Here is a 25,096-nt window from a genome sequence, read left to right as displayed (position 1 = left end):
CGCCGTCGAGTTCCAAGTAGCATCGTGGATAGGGCTCACGTCCGACAGAAGCGCTAACTACTTGGATTTCTCAGCCTCATCCTGCTGGCGCTGGCGTTCCTGCTCTCTCGTCAGATCTTCCTGTTCTCGCGTGGCTTTAATAGCTTTGGCTTCGGCAAGCCACGCCTTTACCGCGTTAATAACAACCTCGTCGGCATCGGCGATTTCACTTTCGCTCAACTTGACTGCATCCTCGATCCATCTGCTCGCATTCTGGAAGTCGACGTATCGCAGTCGCTCGCGTTCAGCGCGGGCTTTAGCTCGCCTGTCCGCGAGTGCCTTCGAAACCTCTTGCAGCCGCCGCCGGTTTTCGCGCAACACCTCAATCGCTTTATCAAGTGTGTCCGCAGTTCGAATTGCTAACGCGGCACCTAATGCGGCATCGAGATCAATCGTTAGATCGTTTAAAGCACTGAATATATTTTCCGACGAGCGAGTTGCTAACAGGGCGAGACGGTCGTTTTTTCGAGGATCGGTGTGCCTTGATACCTCTCGAACTCGCTCGACGAAACTAAAGCTCTGGGTTTCCAAAGCCCCGAAGGCTTCATCAATTGCATTAGCGTGAGCGTCCAGTTCCAGCGCCGAGGTACAAAGTCGGCGGATCGCTTCCGCCCTTGAACGTATCCTGTACGCAAATCCCCAGTCATCGATCGCCTTCGCTTCCGCCTCGGATAGCATCAGCTGAAATTTTATCGTCTTTGGCTCTTCGATCGACATGTCAATCCCCAAGTTTATCCTGGGGAATATGCCAATTATCAGGGGACCGCAAGCCGCCACGACTTCCATCAACAGGCGAATTTTGGTAGAACAAGCAGGTACCAAAAGCCACCAGTGATGGAACTGGTGGCTTTCACAGAACGGACCATGGACAAGATGGAAGGAACGAAAAGTTGCACGGAAATTTCCTTACGAGCGCCCAAGTTCTCGCTCGCTACAGCATTTCGGAAATGACTCTTCACAGGTGGGGAAAGGATGATCGACTGTCGTTCCCCCAGCCGATGGTCGTCAATCGGCGGAAATTCTTTAAGGAAGACGATCTGGTCGCGTGGGAGCGCGAACGGGCAAAGGAGAGTGCCGCATGATGCCGGCCCTCAACAAAAAGCGGCGGGGATCCAGGTCGCCAAACTCAGAGATCCCCACCGCCCTTAACGAAATCGCTTTTCAGCGACCCCCCATCACCAGCAGCCTCTAGGAGCGCCGATGAACAACTCAGGTAAAGCACGAACCCGGATGCGAGTCCAGATAATGGATAACGGCCGTCCGGTTAGTTCACCGATTACGGTGGTAGGGCGAAATGCTTGGGCGCTGCAGACGTTGATCGACGCCGGCGCTAGTGGCTTCAGCTCGATCGAAAACCCAGCCCCACGTACTGCCCACTACATCCATCGACTGCGGAGCTTCGGTTTCGCGATCGAAACTCGACACGAGGCGCACGGGGGGAAGTATCCGGGGACGCATGCGCGATATCGCTTGTGTTCGGAACTGGTCGTTCTGCAAGGACAGTCAGCGTGACAGAGCCTCGCCAGATCAACATGGACCCGGCCGTTACTGTCGCAGCTCAATGGGTCGCGGACAATCCACCGCGGTCCGACATCATCCCCCACCTTAAAGCGAAATTCGCTTTGACCTCTTTACAGGCTGCGGAGGCCTGCGCCTTGGCCCAAAAGTTCCGGTTGTATCGGAGGGCTTTCGGTTGAAGCCACGGGATACCCCACCACAAAACGAATGGGCATTACAGTTCCCCAAGATTGAGGGGAAGCCAACTGACGAAGAACGCAAGGCGTTTACTGCGGCCAGACTTGAGCTGCAGAGCTGGATCATGCGCGACTTCGATAAAACGATGACGGCCACGGTGAAGTCCGTGGCTGTGTTCCTGCTTGAAAGCGTGAACAGCGAGACGCTTTTTTGCTACCCGTCCTACCGAACGATTTGCGAGACTATCTCGATCGGCAAAGAGAAAACGGTTCAGCGCGCGATAGCAGCTCTCGTAGCGCGAGGCTGGCTTTACGCTTGGCGCACCGGTCGAACGGACACTTACAACTATCTCTTCCTAAAAAATGAGGAGAAGGTGTCTCAGATTGCGGACTACCTGACCACGAAAAGGGATGCCCGAGAAGAGGACCGCAAGCGCCGCGACTGGACATTTTTGACCACTCGCGAAAACGCCTTCCGGCCTCAGATGTCCACTCGCGAGCGGACAAAGATGTCCACTAAATCCTTTAACGGAACCCATGAAGTTTTCTTAGGTATAGAAAGCGGGGAGTTCTCCTTAGAGCATAACCCCTACGCCATAGCGTCCCATGGCGATGACACTGACTCCCCTTATGAAATCCCGATCGATGAAACCGAAGCCGAAAACGTGCTCGATCAGATCTGCCATGGTTACGCGGTCCATCATCTGGTCAGGGGGACGCTGAAAGACTTCCTTTTGCATGGAACCCTAACCCCGAGCCGGGTGCTGGGGTTGCTGGGGAGGGAGGCCGCATGACCGCTGAAATCTGCGTCTTCCCTTTGACGTGCCGGATCGGAAAAATTCGAGCGGTTGCTGTCAATCTCATTGGATCACGATCGGAAAAGCTGGCGAAGGCATACCGGCACCAAATTTCGGCTGGTCTCATCTCACATATGGAAAGGAATGGAGTTCCGCAGCAGGAGCAAGGCGAGCGTTTATTCGAGTTCTGGCAGGCAGTTCATACAGAAATTGCAAAACGAATTGAGGGCGCGGCATGACCAAAATTCTCAACGTCACCCGTGACGGCGATGGCCAGTTCCAGATCACCGATCAGCGCGGCAAGGTGGTCGAAGGTCCGTTTGATACGAACGCCGCGGCTTGGTCGGCGCTCGACCGTATCGACCACGACACGATGCCAGCTAGGCCTCGTAGCAACAAGAAGGTCCTCTGGGGCAAGCCGGAGAAGCCAGCAAGCCGCAACGGCAAGAAAGCGAGCAGGCGCCAGGCTGCGAAGGTCCAGCAACGCATGAATGCCAACGCAGCAAAGGCGCCCGGCTGGGTTCGATCCGTCGCGGCATCCAAGTTTGACCCGGCCGGCGAACGCAAGTTCCGGGATTACAAGCTCGGCACTTTCGGTGCCGCCTCGGAAGTGAAACGCATCGATCCGGCCGTGTATCTAGCCGAGAAGGCGAGGGGCAAGTGATGGTCGACGAACTTCCCGAAGATGTGCAGCAGCGCATGATGGAGAAGCTGCTCGGCAAGGTGAATGCCGAGCGGATCAAGACGGCGACGAAAGGCTTCCGGCCCACGCCTGTCATCGTCGCCTACGAGTACTACCAGCTGCCAGAGCAGCTCTTCAGGAACTGGCGGATCGATCGCATAGAGAACGGCCGAAAGGATCAGCACCACGCAAACCTGGACAAGGAGTCCTGCCTCATTGAGGTCGGAGCACTCCGACGCAAGGGTTTCACCGTCAAGCAGGTGCCGATCGGTCTCCAGCCTACGAAGGCCCAACGCGAGCAAGCCCGCTCCGCCGGCCAGAAACGCCGCAGGTCAATCATGGACAAGCTGAAGGATATCAAGATTTGAACATTCAGACCCTCAATCGCGCCTTCAACCCTTACAAGGAAGATCAGTTGGCGAAGGAGACGCGGGCCGAGGAACTCCGGTTCCGTAAGGTTCGCCAAGATGAAGGCAGGGCGGGCGAGTGGAAGCCCGCGGCCGATCTTTGGTTTGCGGTCAAGGCAGCGCCAGGGTCCCAGCGCTCACCGTCGGCGCCGGTCAATGACGGCAGGCCACCATGTGTGAGCCCTATCGAGCGCAACCTCTCCAACGCTGGGTTCGAATCCTTCATGCCGACCTACCGAATCGTCGTGAAGCATCATCGAAATAAGAAGCTGATCGAACGGCGCTTCCCCATCTTCACGGGGTATGTGTTCGTCAACCTCCCGACACAACGGTTTGTGCCGGTCGAGGCTGTCGAAGGTGTCGGCAAACTCCTGAAGTATTGTCGGACCTACGGCGACGCTTCCGAGCCGTTCAGCTTCCCGCAAGAGGTGATTGACCGCCTCCGCTACATGGTCTGGGAAGAAGACCAGAAGTATCTGCTGGAGAAGGCCTTGCGGATGCGGCAGGAGGAAGTCGATCGCGAGATGGTGGAGATCAAAAAGGCTGCCTCGTCGAGGGCCAGCCGCAAGATCCGGAACGCCCAGCATTCAGAGTTGGCCGGCGGCTTGACCCGAAGCCTTCGGGTGCCTTCATCTCGCGTTTTGGTTATGAAAACGATGGATCAGTTGTTGAAATTGGGCTGATCCGCTTGCAAACGCATAACTAGATGGTAATATCTGCGCACTGATTTGGTGGACGTACAGTGCGCAGAGCGCCGGTCCACGCGGATAAGCAGCAATCCGCACGATAGAAGAAATGCGTCCAGACGAAACGGTTTAGCTCCCGACGCTGCGCAACGAACGCCGCCGCTCCTTGATCGGGCGGCCCGCGGTGGGCCTCGATTGAGGCTTTCAGTTCACGGAAATTTGAGCACCGGGCGACCGGTCGAAACCAAAATACGAACTGCCGGGAAAGTCCTGTTGGCGTTTAAGTTACAAACAGCTCAAGGATGGTGGCCCCCATCACTGCACGCCGGACAAAAATAAAGGCCCTCGCTTTTTGAGCGAGGGCCACAGCTTCGTTAGAAGCCGATATCATCACCATGTCTCATATCGTATTCTCCTATGCACTTAAGTGGGGTAAACAACGAGTACAGTCAAGTCACTTCTAACGTAAACTCGTAAACAGGTGGTTCACCGTTCTCCTTGCTGGGGGGGACTAGGTCAAGCAATTCGAGTATCAAAACTGACTCCCCGGGGCCAATTTTGACATCATGAACGTGAGGATGAGTGAACTTTGCCACGATACCACTCGATTGCAACTGATTTGCGACTTTTACAGCGAGCCTGCGGGTAAACCTAACTGGGAAATGCCGATTAGGTTCCACGCCGGCCTCGATCCAAAAGACCATACGATGGTCAATTTCGCACTTGTTGTGAGGAATGATCTCCATGTTGAAGGGTCGAGAAATCGAGGTCTCGAAGTCTTCAGCTCCCCCGATCAACTTACCATCTACTTTCAAATAGCTGAGTGAGCAAAAATCTCGGCCAGGCGGCGCGGCCGTGCCGTTTTCGTATGCAAGCTTGGTGCTGAACGTGACGGGCATGTCGTTCAGATAGCTTTTTAATTCGTTGTGCGTCCGCTGATTTATTCGAAGCAGGTTGGTGGGCTTATCAAACTCCGCGATCACCATTTCCCTTTCGACGAATTCGCAATACGGAACGAGAAGTTTTTGTATTTTGGGAATGATGTAGTCGATATGAGGACCGGTCTGCTTGCGGAGCAGGTTGCGAGCACGGGCTTCGAATACCTCTTGATCGGGTCGAGCAAATTGAGCAATCGTTACTATTAGTGTAACGGCAATTGTCAGAGCCAAACCACTTGCCCAATTGGTGTAAAATGATCCCCAAAAGGTAGTTAGGTTGGTCGCGTCTTCGTTTAAATAGTATATCGCTATTGTAATTATAGTAGTAACGGCGGTCGATCCGAGCACCCATCTAACACGCCAATCGCGCCAATCGATCTCTCGAACGAGCCTTTGCCAGATCGTGGTTGTCCCCATTTCCACATCCTAATGCGCTTAACATAATCCAATCAGATTCATTGTGTGGAGTCTAGCTTGCCCCAAGATATCGTCTACGACTCCGCCAATCCAGGAAAAAGAGCCGAGAGTACCTTCAGTCCGGAATATCGGGCTCCTCACCCCAAATCGCGTTGCCTGCAGAATTGGCTCTGGCGATTCCGGCCTTGTTCGCTGCCGAAAATGGCGAGCTTATAGAAGCGCTGTCCGTCGATCGATAAACAAGCCGGTCACCAACGATAGTCCCGACATACTTTCCAGCTGGGCTAAATACTTTTGAGCCCTGTATACGTCCTACCACCTTGCCAGATCGGCTGTAGATGGTGCTGCCCGAGACTTGGAGCGGCTTTCCATTCTTTGTGTACATGTTGTCTCTAAGCCTCAAGCCTAATGTCAGTGGCAGTGGTAATCGCCGGTCTTGTGGTTGGTGTGGCAGCCGTTCTTATCGAGGCCGCCACCATGAGCGAAAGCGCTGATTGCAGACATAGCAAATACGGTCGCTGCGAGAGCGATTCTGACGAACTTCATAGGTTGATTCCCCCCAAAGAATTTACAGCTTCTAGTAAATCACCCGCTCGACTAGAAGTCGATTGTAATTCAACTTACAGGACTCGTTTTCAACACGATAGTTAACAGCCGCAGCGTGTAACGATGCTGGGGCGTATGCTTCCGACACTGAATCGAGAACTGCAATGAACCCTTCGATTGCGCCAGCCTCGCGGGGCGCCGCCAAGAACATCCCGCTGAACGAGATCGGAATACTGCTGAACTCCAACGAGGTATTTCAGCCCACATTCATCACCACTCGTCCAGCCGATCAGAAGGCAGGGGATCATGACAGGCAGACCGACGAAGTACACCACGGCACTCGCTGACATCATCTGTGAGCGCATCGCTGACGGCGAAAGCCTGCGATCGATCTGCCGGGATGACACTATGCCGGCGAAATCCACCGTCCTTGCCTGGCTGGTTGATGACGACAAAGCCGCTTTTCGGACCAAGTACGCGCAGGCGCGCGAGATCCAGGCCGACGGCTTCGTCGACGAGATGGTCGAGATTGCTGACGATGGCTCGAACGACTGGATGAAGAAGAACTTCGGTGACGAAACTCGATGGGTCGAGAATGGCGAAGTCCTTCGACGCTCGCAGCTCCGCATCGCTACTCGGCAGTGGATTGCCGAGAAACTGAAGCCGAAGAAATACGGCGCCAAGGTCGAGCTGGAACACGGTGTGACCGGCGAGGTGTCGCAGCTCCTGGAAGCTATCAATGGCAAGACCCGCGGACTTCCAAGCGGCAGTTGATCAGTTCTCGGACTGGCGCTGGCGTCTGAACAACCTCTACTGGATCACGGACAAGGAAGGCAAACGGGTCAGGTTCGAAATGAACTGGGCTCAGATGACGTTCTTCGAGCAGATGCATTACCTCAATGTGCTGCTGAAGGCGCGGCAGTTGGGCCTGACCACGTTCATCCAAATCTTCATGCTGGATGCCTGCGTCTTCAACCGGGACATTCGCGCCGGCACCATTGCTCACACCCTTGGCGATGCGCAGACCATCTTTCGGGACAAGGTCAAATACCCTTACGACAACCTGCCGGAAGGTATCCGCGACGCGGTGCCAATCATGAGGGATAACCAGACGGAACTGTTGCTGGGCAATAACTCCAGCATCCGCGTCGGTACTTCGCTCCGGTCGGGCACCCTGCAGTACCTGCACATCTCAGAGTACGGGAAGCTCTGCGCGAAATATCCAGAGAAGGCGAGGGAAGTCCGCACCGGCGCGCTGAACACGGTGCAGGCCGGCCAGCTCGTTTTCGTGGAGAGCACCGCCGAAGGGCAGGAGGGGCACTTCTACTCCCTCTGCGAAGACGCTCAGGTAAAACAGCGGCAGTCGTCGAAGCTGACGGAACTGGACTTCAAATTCCATTTCTTCCCGTGGTGGAAGGAACCGCAATATTCGATCGCGCCCGAGGGCGTCATCATCACCGAGGCCTTTGCCAAATACTTTCGCACTTTGGCCGACCAGGGCATCGAACTGACAGACGGGCAGAAAGCTTGGTACGTCAAAAAGGCAGAAACCCAGCTCGGTGACATGAAGCGGGAATATCCGTCATCGCCGGCGGAAGCGTTCGAAGCCAGCGTTGAGGGCGCATACTATTCGGATCAGATGGCGGTGGCCGATGCCGAGGAGCGCATTGGCATCTTTCCGCATGTGGCTGGCTATCCGGTCCACACGATATCCGACATTGGCATGGACGACACCAACAGCGTCTGGCTGTTTCAGGTTCTCCCAAGCCGAGTGCGGATGATCGGATACTTCGAGCACACTGGCACTGGAATGGATGGCATGCTCGACGAGCTGGAGCGCCGCGCTGAGGAGCATGGTTACGTCTATGGCGTCCACAATATGCCGCATGACATCAAGGTCAGGGAGTGGACGCGGGGCGGCATGACGCGCATCGAGATCATGCTGCAGGAGGTCAAGGCTCGAAACCTCGGTACCGTCCGGAAGGTCGAGCGCGCCTATGTTCACGACCGCATCAGCGGTACCCGGCGCATTTTGGCGAAGGTCGAGTTTGACCAGGCCGGATGTGCTCAGGGCGTGAAGTGCCTGCGCAACTACCGGAAAGAGTGGGACGAGGATCTTGGCGTGTTCCGAGATGAGCCGCTGCACAACTGGGCTTCGCACGGCGCCGACGCTTTCGGCGGCCTCGCTATCATCTTCACCGGCCTGGCGGCCGAACCATTGAAGCCAGAACCAAAGCCGCTGCCGACGTTCCAGACCATGACCTTCAACGACTTCGTCAACTCCACACCGACCTATAGCGAGCACGTTTGATGGAAGACGAATCCACGACATTGCCGGCCGAAGAGCAGTACGACCTGGCGAAGGTCGGCGCGCGCTGGCAGCAGGAGATCGAACGCGCCCAGCGCTATTTCAAGTCATGGGTCGATCGCTGCACGAAGATCGAAAAGATCTACCTGCAGCAGAACGATCAGCAGAGCGCCAAGCGCCGGTTCGCAATGCTTTGGGCGAATATCTCGGTATTGCAGCCGGCGATCTATGCGCGGGTTCCGCAGCCAGTCGTCGAGCGCCGCTTCAAGGATGCCCAGCCGGTGGCGCGCATGGCCTCGGAACTGGTCGAGCGCAATCTGTCCTATACCAGCGAAGATGCGGATCTCGATTCCGTCATGCGATCGGTTCGCGATGACTTCCTGCTATGCGCCCGCGGCAGTGTCTGGCTCCGCTATGAGGCAGATTTCGCACCGCTGGATATGGGCGTCGAGCCTTCCGATGGGCCTGGAATGCCGGCGGGCGGTGGCTCCCCGCTTGAGGAGATCACCGACGAACGGATCTGCATCGATTATGTGCACTGGTCCGACTTCTTGCATTCGCCAGCGCGGCGCTGGAAAGACGTGACCTGGGTGGCGCGCCGCGTTCCGATGACAGATGGCGAGTTCGATAAGCGTTTCCCCGAAGGCAGGGAATATATCGCCGCGAACGGCGCCGGCTCGAACCACGGCACCAACCAGACCGAGAGAGCCCAGAACGAGGGCAAGATTTACGTCTGGGAGATCTGGTGCAAGACCGAGGACTACACGGTCTGGATCGCCGACGGCTGCCCCGTTGCGCTTGAAGTCTCAGAGCCGCCGCTGAAGTTAAAGGGCTTCTGGCCTTGCCCGCGCCCCGCGTTTGGAACCATGTCGACGAGCTCGCTCATTCCGGTCCCGGACTATGTCTACTATCAAGGCCAGTGCGACGAAATCGATCTGCTGACGAAGCGGATCAACAAGCTTACCGATCAGCTCCGGCTGAAAATCTTCTACCCGTCCGGTGATGGGGCGGTATCGCCCGCAATCGAAAAGGCGATGCGGCCAGAGAACGATACGGTGATGGTGCCCATTCCCGAGTGGGCGGCATTCTCGGACAAAGGCGGATCGAAGGCCGTCGTGACATTGCCGATCGACGATGTTCAAAAGGTGATCGTGGCCTGTATCGAGGCCCGCAAGCAGCTTATCGAAGACGTCTATCAGATCACCGGCATCTCCGACATCGTCCGCGGCGATACCCAGGCGTCCGAGACGGCGACGGCGCAGCGTATCAAAAGCCAGTGGGGATCTATCCGCATCAGGGACCGCCAGGCTGAACTGGCACGGTTTGCGCGGGATATCGTCAACCTCGCCGGCGAGATCATCTGCGACCAGTTCCAGCCCGAGACCCTGATGCTGGTCAGCGGCATCCAGCTTCCGACCGCGCAGCAGAAGCAGCAGGTTGAGATGCAGATCCAACAGCTGCAGATGGCGCAGCAACAGGCAGCGCAGCGCGCTCAGCAGATGGGCCAGCCTACGCCCCCGCCGCAACCGCCTCAGTTGCCTCCTGAGGTCCAGAAGATGATGGAGCAGCCGACGATCGACGAAGTCGTGCAACTGCTCCGCAATGACAGTGTGCGCGGCTTCAGGATCGACATTGAGACGGATTCGACGATCGAGCCCGACGAGGATGCGGAGAAGCAGCGCCGCATGGAGTTCGTGCAGATGGTCGGCGGCTTTATGCAACAGGCAGGGGCTATCGCTCAGCAGACGCCGATGCTCGTCCCGGTGATGGTCGAAACGCTTCTATTCGCCGCGCGTGGCTTCAGGGCAGGGCGCCAGCTTGAAAACACGCTGGAGCAGGTTGGTGCACAACTGTCGCAGGCAGCCACCGCGCCGCCGCAGCCGCCGGAACCGACGCCGCAGGACATGATCAACCTCAAGACGACGCAGATTAAGGCCGACGCAGAGCAGATGAAGGCGCAAACCGGTCTTGCTCAGGCCCAGATCGAACACCGAACCACCATCGAGCAGGCGCGCAGCGACATGGCGGCACAGGCCTTGCAGCAGTACCAGGCGCAGCAGCCAGCCTATCAGTGAAGGAGCTCAAACCATGAGCGACGAGGTCACCACCAACCAGCTTGTCCAGAGGACTTATGCCGAGGCCATCGGGCATTTGAGCGAAGTCGTCAACCTGGCGCGAAGCCTGACCGATGACCAATACAGCCGGTTGGCTCAGCTTGCCAAGGAGCGCCTGGAGACTTCCGACACGATAGAGCAGCTGATGCTTCTTAGCTGGATTCGTTGCGAATTGTCGCAACAATCAAGGAAGACGGCATGAGAGAGAGACTTTGCCGCGTCTGCGGCGGCTGGCACGCACTCGACAAGTGGCCGCACAACTGCATGCCGGCTGACAACCTGGCGCAGTCCGATCTGCCGGCGCCGCATTTCGTCAGCGACAACATCGATATCCAATCGATGCATGACGGCAGGCACTACACCTCGAAAGCCAAGCTGCGCTCCGCCTATCGGGCGGCCGGCGTGGTCGAGATCGGCAATGAAAAGCCGCAGCCGATCGAGAAGTCGAAGACGGATCGAAAAGCGATACGCAATGAACTGCGGCGGGTCTACGCCGAATACAACGCCTGAACGGGCATCAATCCCCGAAATAGGAAACATCCGACATGGAAGACCTGATTAACGAGGCCGGCAACGGCAGCGAAGACCTCGGCACGTCCACAGCTACCGAAAAGCCGGTGAGCATCCGCGACAGTTTGCGGGCGGCGATCGACAGTGCCGACGGGAATGTTTCCGCATCCGGCAACATGGATCGCCAGCGCGACGAGCACGGCCGCTTTGCCCCGAAGGAGACGGACAAGGGCGCAACGGCACCAGCGGCTCAGCAGGCGGCGGCAACAGCGACGAAGCCCGGAGATACACCGGCAACCCCACAGGCTGCGCAGTCAGCAGCCCCGGCCGCAGAGCAGCAGCCCGTCGCAACGCATCGCGTTCCCCCTGGCTGGTCAGCCGATGCCAAGGCGCATTTCGGCGCGCTGCCGGCGGAGGTTCAGGCGGCCATTTCGAAGCGAGAGCAGGAAGTCGACAACGGCTTTCGTGTCCTGCAAGACTATAAGGGGCTCGAAGAATTCACGCCTATCGTCAAGCAGGCCGGCATGACCCATGCCGACGTCATGCGAAAGGCGATCGATTGGGAAAACGCGTTGATCCGCGATCCCATCAACACAGTCATTCACGTCGCCAAGGTGGCAGGCGTCAATCTTCGCGCCCTTGTCGCCGGTCAGCAGGACCAGATCCTGGAGCGCCAGCCGCAGCAGGTTCAACAGCAACCACAGCCTCAGGCCGTCAACGTCGAGGCAACGGTTGAACAGATTCTCCGGAAGCGAGACACTGAAACTCAGGTCAATGCCTTCGTTTCCGATCCAGCAAACAAGCACGCCGAAGCCGTCTTGGACGATATGGTTGCCCTCATCAGCACAGGGCGAGCATCGAGCCTCCAGGACGCCTACGACGCCGCATGCTGGATGCGTCCCGATATTCGCCAGCAACTGATCAGCCAGGTTGCGCCGGCGAACACAGTCCAAGACCAGACGTCCCAAAGGGCCGCAGCGGCAGATCAGGCCCGCCGCGCCTCCCGATCGATCTCCGGCTCTTCCGCACCTGGGCCAACCCAAGGCGCCGGCGCCGGCCAACCAACCTCAATCCGCGACTCCCTCCGCAGCGCATTGCACGCTGCCAGCGGTCGCGTTTGACCAGAAGGAAAGTGATCCATGGTTTCCCCAAACCTCTCTGAAATCGTGACCACGACGCTGCGCAACCGCAGCGGCACGGTCGCCGACGACGTGACGAAGAACAACGGTCTTCTCAATCGTCTGAACAGCCGCGGCCGCAAGAAGCCCGTTTCGGGCGGCCGCACCATCGTTCAGGAACTGCAATATGCCGAAAACTCGACCTATCGCAGATATTCGGGATACGACATTCTGAACGTGGCGCCCTCCGACGTCATCACCGCCGCCGAATACGACCTCAAGCAGGCCGCGGTCGCCGTCTCCATGTCCGGCCTCGAACAGCTGCAGAACTCCGGCGAGGATGCGGTCCTCGATCTGCTTGAACAGCGCATCGAGAACGCCGAAACCACGCTGAAGAACAACATCGCGCTCGACTGCTATTCCGATGGCACCGCCGATGGCGGGCGGCAGATCGGCGGCCTGCAGCTGCTGATCTCGACCTCTCCGACCTCTGGCACCGTCGGCGGCATCTCGCGCGCCACCTGGGGGTTCTGGCGGAATCAGAAGTTCTCGGCCTCGGCCGACGGCGGTGCGGCGGCTTCGACAACGAACATCCAGAGCTACATGAACCGGCTCTATATGTCCTGCGTTCGCGGCTCCGACGCTCCTGACCTTGTCGTCGCCGACAACAACTTCTTCCGCCTCTACTGGGAATCGCTGCAGGCGATCCAGCGCATCACCTCGGCGGATAAGGGCATGGCCGGCTTCCAGTCGCTCCAGTACATGGGCGCCGACGTGATCTTCGACGGCGGCTTCGGCGGCGGCGCGCCCCTCAACCAGATGTTCTTCCTGAACACCAAGTACCTGTTCTACCGCCCGCACCGCGACCGCGACATGGCGCCGATCGGCGACGAGCGCATGAACACCAACCAGGACGCCTTCGTGCAGCTCATGGGCTTCGCCGGCAACCTCACCATGAACAACGCCTTCCTGCAGGGCGTGCTGTTCGCCTAAGTCGAGAAAGGATCAACTCCAATGACCATCGCAACTTCCCAGACCGATCGTCTTGGCGCGAACCCGTTCGTCGTCGAAGGCCCGATCGTCGCCGGCTCTGGTATTCCGGGGCCGAACTTCGCTCTTGGTTCCGTCGCTGGCGGCAACAAGGAATCCGAGTGGGTCTATTGCAAGCTCGTTCTTGCATCGACCACCACGCTCCAGCCCGGTCAATGGTTCCAATGGGACCGTGACTATACCGCCTCGCTGCTCACCACGGCGGCTGCCGTTGTCGGCAATCGCTGCGGTGTCTTTGCCGGGGCAAACCAGGCCCCGACGCAGTCTGGTGGACCGGCACAGGCCATCAGCCTTGCGGCCGGCACTTATTACATCTGGATCCAGCGCAACGGCGAAGCCCCGGCACTCGTCACCACTGCGACTGCAGCTCTTGTCGTGGCGGAAACCACGGCGACGGCAGGTCTTGCAACGGCCCCGGCATCGCCGACGGCATCGAGCAAGGCGATCCAGGGCGTCAACTTCACTGCGGCCAACCAGACGTTCACAGCGACAACCGTCAACGGCTCCGCTGTGCTGTCTGCTCTCGGAAGCGTCACCCTGGAAGGTGGGCCGTTCATCGGCGCCGCCATCTCCGGCACCGGCATCCCGGCGTCCACCACCATCAGCAGCATCACCTATAGCCCGTCTGGCGTGGTCCAGAGCATCACCATGTCCGCAAATGCCACCGCGAATGGCACCGGCATCACGGTCACGGCAACGGGCGTGCTCGAAGCTACGCTGATGCGTCCGTACCTGTCGAAAGTGAACTAAACCACCGATCAGTGGCGGGCGCTTCGGCGCCCGTTTCCTTTTCCCCCGCCATCAACAGCGAGACAATCACCATGGCCGATAACAACACTGGTATTTACGCTTCCTTCAGTCTCGAACCGGTCGAGCAGACGTTTCTGACGGAGAAGGAAGGGCGTCCGATCTTCGCCGACAAGGAATTCGTCCGCATCTTCATCGCCGGCGACAAACACACCGAGGTCTATCGCGAGGTGACTGAGAACGACAAACTCCGCTTTTCTGAGGCCTACAAGCGCTTCAAGGAAGGCGCGGCCGCCCGCGAGCAGCTGACCGGCACGCCGCTGGCGCAATGGCCCTATCTCAAACCCAGCCAGATCAAGGAGCTGGAGGCGATCAACATTTACACCGTCGAGCAGCTCGCAGCGCTTTCCGATACGGCAAAGCAGAAGCTCGGCATGGGTGCGAACGAACTCACCGCCGCGGCCCGCGGTTATCTGGCGACCGCTGAGAACTCCAGCGCCGCATCCGCATTCGCCGCCGAGAACGAGCGCCTGAAGGGCGAGGTCACCCGCCTGCAGGAGCAGATGAAGGAGATGGCGACCCGCTTCGAAGCGCTTGAAACCGAACGCCAGGGCGGCGGCAAGGGCCGCGGCCGCGAAGCCGCCTGATCGGAGATCCGCGCATGTCGCTGCTGACCATTATCCAGAACGTATGCGCGGAGATCGATCTTGACCAACCGACGGCTGTCATGTCTTCGGCTGACCCTCAAATTGGTCAGCTTCGCGTCCTGTCATATCGCGCCGGCAAGGATTTGCTGAAAGACCATGATTGGTCTGCGCTTGTGGTGCGCCGGGATTTCACGGCAACCGGAACAATACCGGAGCCGGCCGAACCGCCGTCCGATTGGGCGCGCTATGTGAAGAATTCGAAGATCTGGAACGTCTCCCGGCTATGGCAGCTTAACGGGCCGGTAGAGCCGCAGACGTGGGAACGCCTCACCATCCTGAACTCCAACCCGGTTCCGCAGATATGGCGCATGCTTGGCGGCAAGCTGGCATTCTATCCAAACGATATCAGCGAAACGATCCGCTACGAATACGTCTCGAAAAACTGGATCGCGCTTACAGGCGGCACGACCTATGCCGAAACGTGGGCCAACGACACCGACACCTCCCGATTCCCGGAAGACCTTCTCGAGCTTTCGCTGATCTGGCGCTGGAAACGCGCCAAGGGCCTCGACTACGCCGAAGAGCTTGAAAATTTCGAGAGGGCCAAGGAGTCGGCGATCGGTGCCGACCGTGCTGCAGCGCCGATGGATATCTCTCTTCCGAACCGCGGACAGGTTCCAGATAACTACTGGCCCGGAACGATTGTGGTGCCTGGCCCATGACGAGACAGCCCGCACGCGTCACGCCGCGCACCGCTCGCGTCTCACCCAGCAAGGATTGGATCGCGCCTATTGGTGGCTGGCGAACCGATGTCGAGATGGCGGACATGCCGAAGGACGCGGCGTTCCTACTCGACAACTTCTTCCCGGAAGCAAACCGCATCCGTGCGCGCTATGGTTCGAACGCTTTCGCAACCGGGCTCGGGGCCGAGGTCGAGACGGTTATCCCGTATGTCGGCGTGAGCAACCGGCTCTTTGCCGCCGCCGGCAGCAAGATATTCGACGTGACGGCTGGCGGTGCAGTCGGTGCCGCCGTCGTGTCCGGTCTTTCCAGCGCCCACTGGTCTGTTCAGCAATACACCAACCCAGCGGGGCAGGAGTATCTGCGCCTCGTCAACGGGCTCGATCTGCCGCTGCTGTACAACGGCACGACATGGACCAACAACATGCTGGTTGGAACCGCAACGCTCGCCACGCAGAACGTTGCTGTGAAGGCGGTCCAGTATACCTTGAGCTTCTTCGGAACGGGCTCCGTCACGCTATCCGGCGCTTTCGCAGGCGTTTTGAACGGCACAGGCGTTGGCAACCGCGTCACGCTGACATTCACGCCGGCTGCGGGAACACTCACTCTCACGGTGGCGGGTTCCGTGACGAACGCGCAGTTGGAAACCGGCGCCACCGCAACGCCTTATGTCTCATCGACGATGATCACCGGCATTTCGGACTCGTCGCTCTTGATCGCGCTCACGGCCTACCGGTCTCGCCTCTGGTTCATCGAAAAGAACTCGACGAACGTCTGGTATCTCGCGACGGACGCTGTCAGCGGGGTAGCCACGGTGCTCCCGGTCGGCGGCAACATGAAATATGGCGGCACGCTGGTTGCCATCGGGGTCTGGACGATCCCGGTTTCAACCGGCCTGCAGCAGTGCCTTGTCCTCATGTCGTCTGAGGGCGAGATCATCGTCTATCAGGGCTCCGACCCGTCCAGTTCGTCGAATTGGGGATTGCTCGGCACGTTCAAGCTCGGGCGGCCGCTCGGAACCGACCGTTGCTTCCTGTCCGTCGGCGCCGACCTCGCCATTATGACCACCGACGGCATCGTGCCTATCACCAAGGCGGTACAGCTCGATCGCGGCGCAACGAGTCTCGGCGCCATCACGGCCAAGATTGGCCCAACCTGGCGCGAGACCGTGGCGACCGCCGGCACCACATCGGACGAATGGCAGCTTGCGAGCTTCCCATCGCGTCAGATGGCAATCGTCAATCTCCCGTCGTCGCTCGGGCCGTATCAGTTCGTCATGAATACCGAGACAGGGGCATGGTGCCGTTTCGTTGGGCTTGCTGCCTCATGCTGGGGGAACTGGCGGGACCGGCTGTTCTTCGGTGCTGCTGATGGCACGGTTTACGAAGCCGAAGTCGGGGCCAACGACAACGGCGCTGCGATCGACGCTCTTATGGTTGGGGCTTGGAACCGGTACGGCGAAGACATGGCAACCAAGTTTTCGAAGCTGATCGGCGTCACGGGACAGATCGGCGTCTCCACCATGATGTATGCCGGGATATCGGTAGACTATCAGACGAAGATCCCGACCGCGCTTCTGTCATCGGTCGAGAACAATGCCGCGGCTAAGTGGGGCACCGCCATTTGGGGCGTCTCGAAATTCCCCGGCACGTCGTTCGTGCGGAAGTTCGCATCAGCCGGGGGCGCCGGTTCAGCGCTGGCGCCGACAATCCGCGCTCTGATCTCCGGCGCGTCCGGGTCCGTGTCTGAAGCGGCGGTTATCGGTGGGTCTGTCCTCTACGAAAAAGGTGCTCCGATTTGATCGTCACCGAGCCCAGCGAGGATATCGCGGCATGGGTCGGCGGCAAGATCGGGGTGACATTCCATCCGCCATTTACCGCCATCGCTCAGGTCCAGGGCGGCCGGATCATCGCGGGCTATGTGTTCAATGTCTGGACCGAGCACGACGTCGAGGTTTCGCTCGCTGCTGATCGGCTTTCCGTCACGCTGATGCGGGCAGCCTTCCAATATGTCGTCGAGCAACTTGGGTGCCGACGAGCGACGTTCAGGACTCGTGCGGATAACGTGCAGGCCCAGAAGGCGCTCGACAGGCTCGGCGCGCGCCTGGAAGGGCGCCAGACGGCTTACTTCGGCGATTGCGATGCGCTGCTCTACGGAATTTTGAAAGAGGATTTCCCCTATGGTCTCCACGCCGAAGGCCCCAAAGGCCCCCGATCCGACGCAGACGGCAGCGGCACAGACCGCGACCAATGTTGATACGGCAATCGCGAACGCTGGTCTGAGCCACACCAACCAGTACACGCCCGATGGCTCGCTGGAATACAAGGTCAGCGGCTATCAGACGATGAAAGACCAGAACGGCAAGAGCTATCAGCTACCGACCTATTCGGCCTATCAGTCGTATTCCCCGCAGAACCAGGCGATCTACGACCAGTCACAGCAAACCCAGCTCGGACTGGCGAAGCTCGCCAACCAGCAGACGGCCAAAGTCTCCGGCATCCTCGGAACGAACGTCGATCTCAGCTCAGGGAACGTTGACAAATACGTCAACGACCATTGGCAGGGCGGGTTCAACAACCAATGGGACAGGGACCAAGCAAGCCTTGATCAGAGCCTTGCCGACAAGGGCATCTCAATGGGTTCGGCCGCGTATAACAATGCCATGCGCGACTTCAGCACGCGCAAACAGGCGGCGTCGGATCAGTACCTCGGCGATATGTATTCCAATGCCCAGAATTCGATCCTCACTGAGCGCAACCAGCCGCTGAACGAGATTTCGGCGCTGATGTCGGGCTCTCAGGTCAGCCAGCCGAACTATGTGAATTCGCCAACGACGCAGCTTCCCACTGTCGACCAGGCCGGCTTGATCAATGAGAACTATAATCAGCAGATGGGCGCCTATAACCAGCAAGTGGCGCGATCGAATGCCGCAATGGGTGGCCTGTTCGGGCTCGGCTCGTCGCTGCTTGGCGGCTGGGCAATGGGGTCCGACCGTCGGCTGAAGGAAAACATCAAACGTGTCGGCACGCTGGATAATGGGCTGCCGGTCTATTCCTTCCGATACAAGAAGGGCGGCCCGACCCAACTTGGCCTCATGTCCGACGATGTGCGCGAGGTTCATCCGGAATCGGTGTTCGAGGCCGCCGATGGGTTCGATCGCGTCGATTATGAAAAGGCGGTGGTGTGATGGGTTTCCTGTTTGGCGGAGAAACGGGTCAATCGCAGGCAGATGTCACCGACGCCCGCAAGCGGCTCGCAGCGGCCATGCTCCAGCAAGGCACGGACACCAGTCCTATCCAGTCGCCGTGGGAAGGTGCCGCCCGTATGGCTCAGGCGCTTATGGGCGGTCTCGCCATTCGCAAGCAAGGGGAGCAGCAGAGCGCCGCGGATGCTCAGGCCATCTCTGCCATCACGGGTCAGCCCTACACGCCTCCTGAAAAGCCGGCCGGGTTCCTGGCGTCGATCTTCGGCGGCGGCAACAAGCCGTCCACTCCAGGCGCCACCGGCTCGTCTATGCCTCAGACAGATAGCAGCGGCAACGTCGCACTGCCGTCCAGTGGCAAGGAATGGGAGACGATCGGTCCTCGCCTCGTCGGGGATCTCTCCAAGGATTTCCAACTTTCGCCGCAGCAGGCCGCGGGCGCTGTCGGGCAGCTTGGGCAGGAGTCCAGCGGCTTCAGCACCTTGCAGGAGACAAACCCGCTCATTCCCGGTTCCAGGGGCGGCTTCGGCTATGCCCAGTGGACAGGGCCGCGCCGTAAGCAGTTCGAAGCGTGGTCGCAAGAAAACGGCCTTGATCCGACTTCGTATGAAGCCAATTACGGGTTCCTCAAGAACGAACTGATGAACACGCCGGAGGGTGCCGTACTCGATGCGCTGCGCAAGGCACCCGATGCCCAATCTGCCGGCCGCATATTCACGGACAAGTTTCTCCGTCCCGGCATCCCACATTACGATAGCCGCGATGCATGGACACAGCGTGCCCTTGCGTTCGCAAATTCTCCCGCACAGGCCGCCGGCGCAGTGTCTCCGGATGGCACCCCGCCCACGTCTCCGATCCGGCCCCCGCCGGTCAATCCTCAGCCCGCAGCGCCGACGCCAGGATATGTCGACCCGCAGGTGACGACGGCCGCCCGCCCCAATGCGCCTCCCATGCCTCCCGCATCCGCCCCCGGCGAAGTCGCAAGCCTTGATCCGTCGATCGGCATCCCCATGCCGGGTGCTGCAGGCCAGATGCGCGCCTCCGATCCGGCACAGGTCATGCCGCCACAGGGAGCCCCACAGGCTGCGTTGTCCCCATTGCCCACGTCGACAGTCGGCCCATCGCCAAACGTCGCCAACGTGCCGCCTTTAAGCGATCCTCAGTCACAGATCCCGCCCGAGTTCATGCGCAGCCCGCAGATTGCCAACGCCGACCTGACGAAGGGCATTATGCCGGCGCTCCTCGGCGGTACTCCTGCATCTCCAGAGCAGGTTGCTCAGGCGCAGCAATCGGGACAGGCACGCCTTGCGCAGGCGCTGGACAATGCCCCGCAACAGGCACAGAACCCGATGGCAAACCCGCGCGTTCAATCGCTGGTGCAGGCCATCACGAACCCGAATGCATCGCCCCAGGTCAAAGCAATAGCGGCGCAGCAGTTGCAGATCCTGACGAAGCCGCCTGAGTATGGGTTTGAGACGCTGCCCGATGGGACTGTGCTCCGCAGCGACCCGCGCACCGGCACGCTCACTCCAGTTTATCGTTCGGAAATGTCGCAAGCCGATCGGGCCAAGCTCGATTTCGAGCGCGAGAAATTCCGGCTGGAGCAGGAAAATCGCGGGCGGCTTACCGCGGCAGAGCAAGCCAACATCGATCTTGAGCGGCAAAAGTCCGACTTCGAGAAGAACAAGCCGGTTGTCGTCCAACCAGGCGAAACGCTGTTCAGCCCGGGCCAGGAGCGCGTCGTGTATCAGGGCACCGGCTACAAGCCGGAAGACGTGTCGAACCTGCGCAAGGAGGTCCAGAACCTTCCGACCTACAAGAGCTATCAGCAGGCAGCACCGGTTTTCCAGTCGATGATCGACACGGCGAAGACAGACAGCAAGGCTTCGGACCTGAATCTTGTTTACGGCTTGGGCAAAATCATGGACCCGAACTCGGTTGTCCGTGAAGGCGAAATGGTCATGGTCAACAACACTGCGAGCCTGCCGGACTGGTTCTCGGGAATGATCAACAGCGTCAACGGTGGCCAAAGACTCACCCCGGAGACTCGCCAGGCAATCCTTGCCGAGGCGCGCAGCCGCATGGGCGCCTATCGGGGAGCACTCGACAACGACATCGGACAGTATCGAGGCATCATCAGCCGGCGCGGTATGAACGAGGCCGACGTCCTGCCGACCCTCGGGGATATCGCAGAAGTGCCGAGCCTGACGCCGCCGCCTGTGGCGGACATAGGTGCGCCGCCGGAAGGGGTGCCGGCTGACGTATGGGGCGAGATGACGCCAGCGGAGCGCAAACTATGGCAGAAATGACACCTGAACAGCAGCAGGCCCTCGCAATTGCGGCCGCGCGGCTGAGGCTTCAGAGGCAGCCACAGCAGCAGCCTCAAGGCCTGCCGGCAGATGATGCCATTTCAGTCGCCAGAACGGGCGTCGGCGGTCTCATCGAAGGTATTCCAATAGTTGGGCCGATGATCCGCGGCGGCACCGAGCGGGCTGCAGCGGCGACGCTCGCGGCGTTCTCGGACGAGACATACGATCAGGTTATGGATCGCATCCATGAAGCGAACAGAGCTGAAAAAGAAGCGAATCCGATCGTCGATAAGGGGGCTCAGATAACTGGAGCCGTTGCCGGGACTATTCCGGCCGTCATGGCTGCCCCGGCAGCGTTTGGAGCAGGCAGCGGAAGTTTGCTCCTGCGTTCGGGTATCTCTGGGTTGACTGGCGCGACCATTGGCGGGGCGGACGCTGGTGTTCGCTCTGGAGGTGACGCGGAGAAGATCAAGGAAGGCATCTATTGGGGTGGCCTGTTTGGCTTAGGTGGTCCCGTGGCCGGAAAGGTCATTGGGGCTGGAGCCCGGTCTCTCGTCGATGCACTCCGCACTCGTGCCGCAGCGCGAATGGCTGGCATGGAACCGCAAGCGTTCGGTTATTTCCGGCGCGCGGTCACCGATGACGGTCTCGACGCGTCAACGCTGCCGCGCAAACTGATGGAGATGGGTCCCGATGCTATTCCGGCAGACCTTGGACCGAACCTTCAGAAGCAGGCCGGTGCGCTTGCGGCAACTCCCGGGCCGGCGCAGACGACGATTCGGACCACGCTCGCCGATCGCGCCGCGGGCGCCAACGCTCGAATTGGTCAAACGATCGACGAAACGACTGGTCGAAACGTTGTCCCGTCGGAGATCCAGGCAGATATCGCCGTAAACCAGAATGCTCATTCGCCGCTCTATCGCGAGGCATTCCGCGAGGCCGCGCCATACAGTACTGAGCCAATTGCGTCCGCGCTGGAGGCTGACATCAGTCGGCTTCGCGGGCCTGCTCAAGCCCGGCTGCGCCAAGTACGCGACATGCTGAACATCGCGGACTCCAATGTTCTGTCTACCGATCCCGGCGTGATGTTCCAGACCCGACAGGCGATCGACGGCCTTTTGAAGACGGAAGTTGATCCGAAGGTGATCTCCGCACTGGTGGAAGCTCGCCAGATGCTCGACGACGGCCTTACCCGCGCCGTCCCGCGCATCAAGGAGATTGATGCGGGTTACTCCGAACTCGCCCGCCAGGACGAGGCCGTGACACGCGGTCAGCAGGTCCTGGATAGCGGCCGCACCGCGCCACGGCCATCCGAGCTTGCTGCAGAGGTGGAGCAGGGCGTCCAGCCGCAGGGTATGCAAATCGGGCCGTCTGCGGTCCCGCTGCGCCTGTCGCAGGGCGCGCGGGCCGAAATTGACCGCATTGTCGGGACGAACTCCAACGACATCGCCGCCATGAATAAGCTGATCAAGGGAGAGGGGGATTGGAACCGCGCACGTCTCGCAACCCTGTTCGGACCAGAGAAAGCGGTGCGACTGTTCAAAGTGCTCGATAACGAGAGCATCTATGCCGATACCGCCAACACGGTGACCCGCAACAGCGAAACCGCGGCGCGCCTCGCAGCTCAGAGCGAGTTGGGTGGCGGCAATGGCGGAAATTTTGGTGTGAAGGAAGCATTCAAGGCCGGCGGCTTCCTCGGTGCAGCTCGATCGGCCGCTGTCGATAAGGTCGACGACATCGTCAAAGCGCTCATGTCCAGCGGAACCGGTAATGCAACGCGCGAAAGCCTGGCTCGGGCTCTCATCGGGGAACAGCGTGAAAAGCTGGTCGAAGGGCTGACGAGAGCGAAGGGGATGGGAACGACGCCCGCTTTAGTCGATCCGGTCGTCAAAGCCCTGCTTCTGAACGGTGGAACCGCGAGGACGCGATGACGGGTCGATCCAGCAAATGACCAAGTAGAGGGCGATCACGAACAGAACTCCGACTATAACGCCGCCGTTGAAATCGTTTCCAACGACATTTCTCAGCGCGTCAACGCCAGATACGACCGCGTAAAGCAATGCGGTCGTCGCAATGATGCAGCCGATTTGCAGAAGTCGGATCATGACGCAACCACTACTACAACCGTCGAGGCCTCGCAATTCGCGGGGCCGCTTCTTTTTGGAGAAGGTGAATGCCCAGAAACCCATCAACCGGCGTCTATTCCAAGCCCGCCGGGACGACACCCTCTGTCGGTCAACTTATCGACCCGGTGCCGTGGAATGCGCTGACCACCGACCTCGGCAACGAAATCACCAACTCGCTGCCTCGCGATGGCTCGGCGCCGATGGTGTCGCCGATCAAGCTTGCAAGCGGCTCCGCTGCTTCGCCGGGGGCAGGATTCTCCTCGGAACCGACGACCGGCATCTATCTCAAGGCGGCCGGCGTTGGCGCGATTGTCGCGGCCGGCGTAGAAATCGCTACCTGGTCTTCGGCCGGTCTTACCGTTACTGGCGGGATAATGGCGACAGGCACGATTGGCGGCGGCGTCAAATATGCGGCCAAAAGCGGAAACTATACTGCGCTTGCGGCTGATGCCGGGACCGTCCTTCGATTCACCGCCGCCGCCACTCTTTCACTTACAGCCGCTGCGACGTTGGGGGCTGGATGGTCGGTCACTGTCGTTGCAGATGGCGGTGCGATCATCATTGATCCGAATGGTTCCGAACTGATCAATGGCTTTGCGACGGCTACTATCCCCCAAGGTGGATCGGTAAACATCGTCTGCGACGGGACTGCATTCTACACCTACGCAAAGCCGTCGGCATGGGAACCTATCGGCGCCCCGATAACCCTTTCCGGCCAGACTTCCGTGTCCTGGACCAATCTGGATGGGTACCGTCATCTCAGGATGACCCTCGGCTATGTGCCATCGCCCGGATCAGGGAACGTCCTTTTGAGGGTGAGTACCGACAACGGCTCGTCCTTCATATCGACGTCGACCTATTCATTCTCGTCCCTTGTTCAGACAGGGACAACAGTTACAGGAACGGCCGGCGCGGCGTCGACTGCTATGATCGTTTCCAATGCCAGCGTCGATGCAAACTCAGGGTTCCTTTCGACCATAGACGTCTCGAATTTCAACAAAGCCGCCGGCGCTTCCTACAAGGCTGTTTCGGAGTACGCCAGCGGGAACCCTCGGATGGACTTAGTCTACGGAGGCCACACCGGGGCGACGGCTAGAAATGCTCTGCAGCTTCTTGTCTCGTCTGGGAATTTTACTGCCGGCATGGTTCTCCTGGAAGGATTGCGCGGATGAGAAAAATCGTTGACGGCATTGAATACGAAATGACTGAAGAGGAGATCGACGCGTTTCAAGCCGGCGTGGCTGGTTTAAACGAGCCGCAGCCGGTCGCAGGCGTTTCCGCTCGCCAGTTCAAGCTTCAGCTTTTGGCTGCCGGCCTTCTCGATGCTGTCGATGCGTGGATTGCCACACAGTCGAAGGCTGTCCAGATCGCCTATGAGTATTCCGGAACCTTCGTTCGGACGGAACCGATGATGGCGGCCGGGTTTGCCGCCATGGGGTTCACGGAAGAGCAGATTGATGCATTCTTCGAAGCGGCGGCTCGGCTGTGATCAAGCCCGTCGCCCGCTATCTCATCTATCTTCCGGCCAATCTCTTCTTCGTGGCCCTGGCTTATCTTCTGGCGCCTGTGTTGGCCGCAATATCGCTGTTGACCGGCGCGCAGCTGCCTGGCGCGCTGCAGTGGTTCTCGACGCTCGACGCGGATCTCGACGGCGGCGTTGCTCAGGGCGTCAAAGGCTATAAGGCCGACTTGAGCGGCTGGCGACTCTGGTGGCAAAGGGCGTGCTGGATCTGTCGAAACCCGGCCCACGGTTGGCAATCCGAACTGCTCGGGATGCCGGCGGATGGCAGCGTCATTGTCCGCCAGGCCATCAGCGATACCCCTAAAAATCAGTGGTACGTCATGGAGACGGCCAAGGGTGTCCGATTCTTCTGCTGGAAGCGAGATCAGCCGCTATTCGGCGGCTTCTATCTCAAGCTTTGGTTCGGCTGGGTGAACAAGTCCTACGACGGCCGGAACCATCATTACGCATTCCAGATCGGCCCGCAGAAACCGTAAATCGCAAATTTCCACCGGCC

General features: G+C 59.4%; 28 protein-coding genes. 25 read left to right on the top strand and 3 right to left on the bottom strand.

The features are described from left to right. Positions 1-57: 57 nt before the first annotated feature. Positions 58-756 carry a hypothetical protein gene (locus FHT69_RS08390; protein WP_183905209.1) on the bottom strand — a complete coding sequence of 233 codons (699 nt, stop codon included), beginning with the start codon at positions 754-756 and terminating at the stop codon, positions 58-60. Positions 757-1,239: 483 nt separating this feature from the next. Between FHT69_RS08390 and FHT69_RS34775 the strand changes: the two genes are divergently transcribed. From FHT69_RS34775 to FHT69_RS08365, 6 genes are all read left to right on the top strand, one after another. Continuing rightward, on the top strand, positions 1,240-1,551 hold the full coding sequence (locus tag FHT69_RS34775; protein ID WP_409527528.1) for a hypothetical protein: 312 nt from the start codon (positions 1,240-1,242) through the stop codon (positions 1,549-1,551). A gap of 181 nt (positions 1,552-1,732) precedes the next feature. Next, entirely contained in the window at positions 1,733-2,527 is a 795-nt protein-coding gene (locus FHT69_RS08385; RefSeq protein WP_183905208.1) for a helix-turn-helix domain-containing protein, read from the top strand. Next, on the top strand, positions 2,524-2,769 hold the full coding sequence (locus tag FHT69_RS08380; protein WP_183905207.1) for a DUF6074 family protein: 246 nt from the start codon (positions 2,524-2,526) through the stop codon (positions 2,767-2,769). The genes FHT69_RS08385 and FHT69_RS08380 overlap by 4 nt, the downstream gene beginning before the upstream one ends. Next, positions 2,766-3,194 (top strand): hypothetical protein, encoded by a 429-nt coding sequence (locus FHT69_RS08375; RefSeq protein ID WP_183905206.1) that lies wholly within the window; start codon positions 2,766-2,768, stop codon positions 3,192-3,194. The genes FHT69_RS08380 and FHT69_RS08375 overlap by 4 nt, the downstream gene beginning before the upstream one ends. Next, positions 3,194-3,580 (top strand): hypothetical protein, encoded by a 387-nt coding sequence (locus tag FHT69_RS08370; RefSeq protein WP_183905205.1) that lies wholly within the window; start codon positions 3,194-3,196, stop codon positions 3,578-3,580. Before FHT69_RS08375 ends, FHT69_RS08370 begins: the two co-directional genes overlap by 1 nt. Next, on the top strand, positions 3,577-4,302 hold the full coding sequence (locus FHT69_RS08365) for a transcription termination/antitermination NusG family protein (RefSeq protein WP_183905204.1): 726 nt from the start codon (positions 3,577-3,579) through the stop codon (positions 4,300-4,302). Before FHT69_RS08370 ends, FHT69_RS08365 begins: the two co-directional genes overlap by 4 nt. A gap of 452 nt (positions 4,303-4,754) precedes the next feature. On the opposite strand, the gene FHT69_RS08360 is transcribed toward FHT69_RS08365, so the two are convergent. Both FHT69_RS08360 and FHT69_RS08355 read right to left on the bottom strand, forming a co-directional pair. After that, complete coding sequence (locus FHT69_RS08360; protein ID WP_183905203.1) at positions 4,755-5,660, bottom strand: hypothetical protein; 906 nt, start codon at positions 5,658-5,660, stop codon at positions 4,755-4,757. 411 nt (positions 5,661-6,071) lie between these two features. Further along, entirely contained in the window at positions 6,072-6,206 is a 135-nt protein-coding gene (locus FHT69_RS08355) for a YHYH domain-containing protein (RefSeq protein WP_183905202.1), read from the bottom strand. 164 nt (positions 6,207-6,370) lie between these two features. On the opposite strand from FHT69_RS08355, the gene FHT69_RS08350 reads away from it, so the two are divergent. The 19 genes from FHT69_RS08350 (at position 6,371) to FHT69_RS08260 (ending at position 25,076) form a co-directional block, all read left to right on the top strand. After that, complete coding sequence (locus FHT69_RS08350) at positions 6,371-6,553, top strand: hypothetical protein (RefSeq protein WP_183905201.1); 183 nt, start codon at positions 6,371-6,373, stop codon at positions 6,551-6,553. Then, complete coding sequence (locus FHT69_RS08345; RefSeq protein WP_183905200.1) at positions 6,513-6,980, top strand: terminase small subunit protein; 468 nt, start codon at positions 6,513-6,515, stop codon at positions 6,978-6,980. Before FHT69_RS08350 ends, FHT69_RS08345 begins: the two co-directional genes overlap by 41 nt. Then, positions 6,946-8,517: a terminase gene (locus FHT69_RS08340; RefSeq protein WP_183905199.1), complete on the top strand. Its 1,572-nt coding sequence runs from the start codon at positions 6,946-6,948 to the stop codon at positions 8,515-8,517. Before FHT69_RS08345 ends, FHT69_RS08340 begins: the two co-directional genes overlap by 35 nt. Further along, entirely contained in the window at positions 8,517-10,589 is a 2,073-nt protein-coding gene (locus tag FHT69_RS08335) for a hypothetical protein (RefSeq protein ID WP_183905198.1), read from the top strand. The genes FHT69_RS08340 and FHT69_RS08335 overlap by 1 nt, the downstream gene beginning before the upstream one ends. Positions 10,590-10,602: 13 nt before the next feature. Next, entirely contained in the window at positions 10,603-10,830 is a 228-nt protein-coding gene (locus FHT69_RS08330) for a hypothetical protein (RefSeq protein WP_183905197.1), read from the top strand. After that, positions 10,827-11,138 carry a hypothetical protein gene (locus FHT69_RS08325; RefSeq protein WP_183905196.1) on the top strand — a complete coding sequence of 104 codons (312 nt, stop codon included), beginning with the start codon at positions 10,827-10,829 and terminating at the stop codon, positions 11,136-11,138. The genes FHT69_RS08330 and FHT69_RS08325 overlap by 4 nt, the downstream gene beginning before the upstream one ends. Positions 11,139-11,173: 35 nt before the next feature. Continuing rightward, a complete protein-coding gene (locus FHT69_RS08320) occupies positions 11,174-12,259 on the top strand; it encodes a hypothetical protein (protein ID WP_183905195.1) in 1,086 nt (361 codons plus the stop codon). A gap of 18 nt (positions 12,260-12,277) precedes the next feature. After that, on the top strand, positions 12,278-13,249 hold the full coding sequence (locus FHT69_RS08315) for a phage major capsid protein (RefSeq protein ID WP_047615939.1): 972 nt from the start codon (positions 12,278-12,280) through the stop codon (positions 13,247-13,249). 21 nt (positions 13,250-13,270) lie between these two features. Then, a complete protein-coding gene (locus FHT69_RS08310) occupies positions 13,271-14,056 on the top strand; it encodes a hypothetical protein (RefSeq protein ID WP_183905194.1) in 786 nt (261 codons plus the stop codon). A gap of 71 nt (positions 14,057-14,127) precedes the next feature. Then, positions 14,128-14,700, top strand: coding sequence for a hypothetical protein (locus FHT69_RS08305; protein ID WP_183903457.1), 573 nt, complete (start codon positions 14,128-14,130; stop codon positions 14,698-14,700). Positions 14,701-14,714: 14 nt separating this feature from the next. Continuing rightward, positions 14,715-15,422, top strand: coding sequence for a hypothetical protein (locus tag FHT69_RS08300; protein WP_183905193.1), 708 nt, complete (start codon positions 14,715-14,717; stop codon positions 15,420-15,422). Then, the gene (locus FHT69_RS08295) at positions 15,419-17,242 is read left to right on the top strand and encodes a hypothetical protein (protein WP_183905192.1); all 1,824 of its coding nucleotides are present in this window, start codon (positions 15,419-15,421) and stop codon (positions 17,240-17,242) included. Before FHT69_RS08300 ends, FHT69_RS08295 begins: the two co-directional genes overlap by 4 nt. Beyond that, positions 17,239-17,697, top strand: a complete 459-nt coding sequence (locus tag FHT69_RS08290) for a GNAT family N-acetyltransferase (RefSeq protein WP_183905191.1) — start codon at positions 17,239-17,241, stop codon at positions 17,695-17,697. Before FHT69_RS08295 ends, FHT69_RS08290 begins: the two co-directional genes overlap by 4 nt. Further along, complete coding sequence (locus tag FHT69_RS08285) at positions 17,621-18,628, top strand: tail fiber domain-containing protein (RefSeq protein ID WP_183905190.1); 1,008 nt, start codon at positions 17,621-17,623, stop codon at positions 18,626-18,628. Before FHT69_RS08290 ends, FHT69_RS08285 begins: the two co-directional genes overlap by 77 nt. Continuing rightward, positions 18,628-20,952, top strand: coding sequence for a phage tail tip lysozyme (locus tag FHT69_RS34130; protein ID WP_246780702.1), 2,325 nt, complete (start codon positions 18,628-18,630; stop codon positions 20,950-20,952). Before FHT69_RS08285 ends, FHT69_RS34130 begins: the two co-directional genes overlap by 1 nt. Beyond that, positions 20,940-22,883, top strand: a complete 1,944-nt coding sequence (locus FHT69_RS08275) for a hypothetical protein (protein ID WP_183905189.1) — start codon at positions 20,940-20,942, stop codon at positions 22,881-22,883. The genes FHT69_RS34130 and FHT69_RS08275 overlap by 13 nt, the downstream gene beginning before the upstream one ends. 242 nt (positions 22,884-23,125) lie before the next feature. After that, positions 23,126-24,250 carry a hypothetical protein gene (locus FHT69_RS08270; RefSeq protein WP_183905188.1) on the top strand — a complete coding sequence of 375 codons (1,125 nt, stop codon included), beginning with the start codon at positions 23,126-23,128 and terminating at the stop codon, positions 24,248-24,250. Beyond that, positions 24,247-24,567, top strand: coding sequence for a hypothetical protein (locus FHT69_RS08265; protein ID WP_183905187.1), 321 nt, complete (start codon positions 24,247-24,249; stop codon positions 24,565-24,567). The genes FHT69_RS08270 and FHT69_RS08265 overlap by 4 nt, the downstream gene beginning before the upstream one ends. Beyond that, complete coding sequence (locus tag FHT69_RS08260) at positions 24,564-25,076, top strand: hypothetical protein (RefSeq protein ID WP_312865481.1); 513 nt, start codon at positions 24,564-24,566, stop codon at positions 25,074-25,076. The genes FHT69_RS08265 and FHT69_RS08260 overlap by 4 nt, the downstream gene beginning before the upstream one ends. The last annotated feature ends 20 nt before the right edge of the window (positions 25,077-25,096 follow it).

The sequence above is a fragment of the Rhizobium sp. BK008 genome (assembly GCF_014197345.1).
Lineage (GTDB): Bacteria > Pseudomonadota > Alphaproteobacteria > Rhizobiales > Rhizobiaceae > Rhizobium > Rhizobium anhuiense.
The sequence above is the reverse complement of the archived record's forward strand: the minus strand, read 5'-3'. Positions and strand labels throughout refer to the sequence as shown.